This window comes from Bacillus sp. JJ1503, from assembly GCF_036965125.1.
Classification (GTDB): Bacteria; Bacillota; Bacilli; order Bacillales; family Cytobacillaceae; genus Cytobacillus.
Map to the genome: position 1 here is coordinate 243 of NZ_JBALOZ010000430.1, position 2,036 is coordinate 2,278.

The 2,036-nt window shown below is 36.4% G+C and carries 5 protein-coding genes; 2 read left to right on the forward strand and 3 right to left on the reverse strand.

The window, feature by feature from the left end:
- Both V7149_RS24460 and V7149_RS24465 read left to right on the forward strand, forming a co-directional pair.
- A partial coding sequence (locus V7149_RS24460) for an ATP-grasp domain-containing protein (protein ID WP_335348170.1) occupies positions 1-605 on the forward strand: 605 nt, incomplete at its 5' end.
- Between the two features lie 128 nt (positions 606-733).
- Positions 734-964, forward strand: a complete 231-nt coding sequence (locus V7149_RS24465; protein ID WP_335348171.1) for a hypothetical protein — start codon at positions 734-736, stop codon at positions 962-964.
- Between the two features lie 75 nt (positions 965-1,039).
- Here the strand turns inward: V7149_RS24465 and qoxD are convergent, their stop codons facing one another.
- The 3 genes from qoxD to V7149_RS26675 all read right to left on the reverse strand — a co-directional run.
- A complete protein-coding gene (qoxD, locus tag V7149_RS24470) occupies positions 1,040-1,324 on the reverse strand; it encodes a cytochrome aa3 quinol oxidase subunit IV (protein ID WP_335348172.1) in 285 nt (94 codons plus the stop codon).
- A 2-nt stretch (positions 1,325-1,326) separates the two neighbouring features.
- On the reverse strand, positions 1,327-1,923 hold the full coding sequence (gene qoxC / locus V7149_RS24475) for a cytochrome aa3 quinol oxidase subunit III (RefSeq protein WP_335348173.1): 597 nt from the start codon (positions 1,921-1,923) through the stop codon (positions 1,327-1,329).
- Positions 1,923-2,036, reverse strand: a 114-nt coding sequence (locus V7149_RS26675) for a hypothetical protein (protein ID WP_438824157.1), incomplete at its 5' end; no start/stop codon positions are given. The genes V7149_RS26675 and qoxC, both read right to left, overlap by 1 nt.

A 2,036-nucleotide genomic window follows, 5' to 3' on the forward strand; every position in this document is an offset into this window, starting at 1 on the left:
AAGCAACGCAGATTTTTAAATCCTGCCAATCTATTATTATTGAAAAATTTCTTTCTATTAAAAAAAATTATTGTGTTCAGTTCGTTCAAACTCATAAAGGTAAAATGATATACCTTGGTTCTGCTGAACAGATTATTAGTGATGAGGGAAAATACAGTGGTAATTGGATAGATGCAGATGATCAACCTCCGGACGCTGTAATCCAAATAGGCAAGGAAATCATGGAAAAAGCGGTTTCTCTTGGCTATTGGGGTGTAGCCGGGTTCGATATCGTTATAACCGAGGATAACCGTATCTTTGTCATAGATTTGAATTTTAGACAAAATGGTTCTACGGGAGCTTTACTATTTATGGAACAGATTATGACTTCTCTAAGTGTAAAAGTATTGAAACTTCGTAAATGGAAAACAAATCTGGGTTTTGATAAATTCAAGAAATCAGTCAAGCCCATGGTAAGTGGAAAAATGTTAATACCCCTCTGTATTTACAATCCGACCATACAAAACCCGGACAACCCTATCTATTTATCAAGCATTTTAGTTGGAAATTCAAAAGATGAAATAAAACAAATTGAAGGCCAAATGGGAAAAATAGGATTTAAATAAAAAGATGGGCATATGGACAGGGGCTAACTGTCTGTCCCTTCATCTCATAGTTTCTTCTCTTTACCGAAAAAATATTTGACAATTTTGTGAACAAAATGAATAATAAATGAAAAAGGGGGATGAATTAAATGGAATCTAAGTTAAAAATACTTAATGCTACAAAGTCTGTTGGGTACACAGTCCTTGCTATTGGTATCGCCATTTTTCTATACGGTTTCTTTGTAAGCGATTACAGCATACTAACAGGCGTTGGTATTGGAACTGTAATGGGGGCTATCTTTATCTTCCTTATTGGGGTATTTTTCGTTGCTACAGAAGAGATGAATGAGAAAACAGATAAAGGGATCAAGGTTTATTAATTAGTTATAAATCAGTCATAGACTTTGAAAATAAAATATAAAAGGAGCGCCAAAATAGACGCTCCTTTAGATGTATTATGCCATATCCCAGATCAAAATTAGTAATGTACCGAAAACGGTAACTAATGCGATAGCAAATGCATAATAAATATTCGTATAAATTGAACCTTTGTCTGCTGTTTCACCAGCATGCATAAATACAACGAGCTGAACGCCTGCTTGCACGAATGCTGTTACTAAAAGAATGGTCATACCCATTGCAAATGATAAATCAAAGAAGTAAACAGCAAGTGCCACAACAGTGAGAACCAACGAAAATACAAAACCAATGACTTGTTTGCGCGGGAATAATTCGCTCATGTTTACATCAATCCTTTCAAGTAGACGAAGCTAAAGATGAAAATCCAAACAACGTCTAGGAAATGCCAGTAAAGTGAAAAGATAAACGCTTTATTCGTTGTTTTAGGAGTCAAGCCTTGTTTTTTAACTTGCAGGATAATGAATAATCCCCAGAATAAACCAAGCGTAACGTGCGCTCCATGTGTTCCTAATGTTGTTAATAAGGCCGCAGTAAAGGCACTCGTTTGCAGACCTGCTCCAATGTGAACATAGTGTACGAATTCATAAATCTCAACGCCTAAGAAGATAAGGCCAAGAATGAGTGTGATGGCAAAAAAGGTCATCATCGCTTTTTTACGGCCAATGCGCATCGCATGAACACCAAGCCCGATCGTGAAACTGCTTGTTAAAAGCACGAATGTTTCAATTAGCACTGGTGCAATTTCAAAAATCTCGGCTCCTGATGGCCCGCTTCCTGTCCGATCTACTAATGTGAAGTAGGTTGCAAAAAGTGTGCCAAAGAGCATAATTTCAGCTCCAAGGAAAATCCAGAAGCCTAAAATATTCATTTGATTTTGCTCAGTACTGTATTCAAGTGGAAGCGCGTGATCTATTTTCATTAGCTAGCACCTCGCAATTTTTTTTCTGTGTCTTCAACTTCTTCAACGGAAATATAATGCCCATCATCTTGTTTAAATGAATTATAAGCCATACAAGCAAAAATACCGATTGT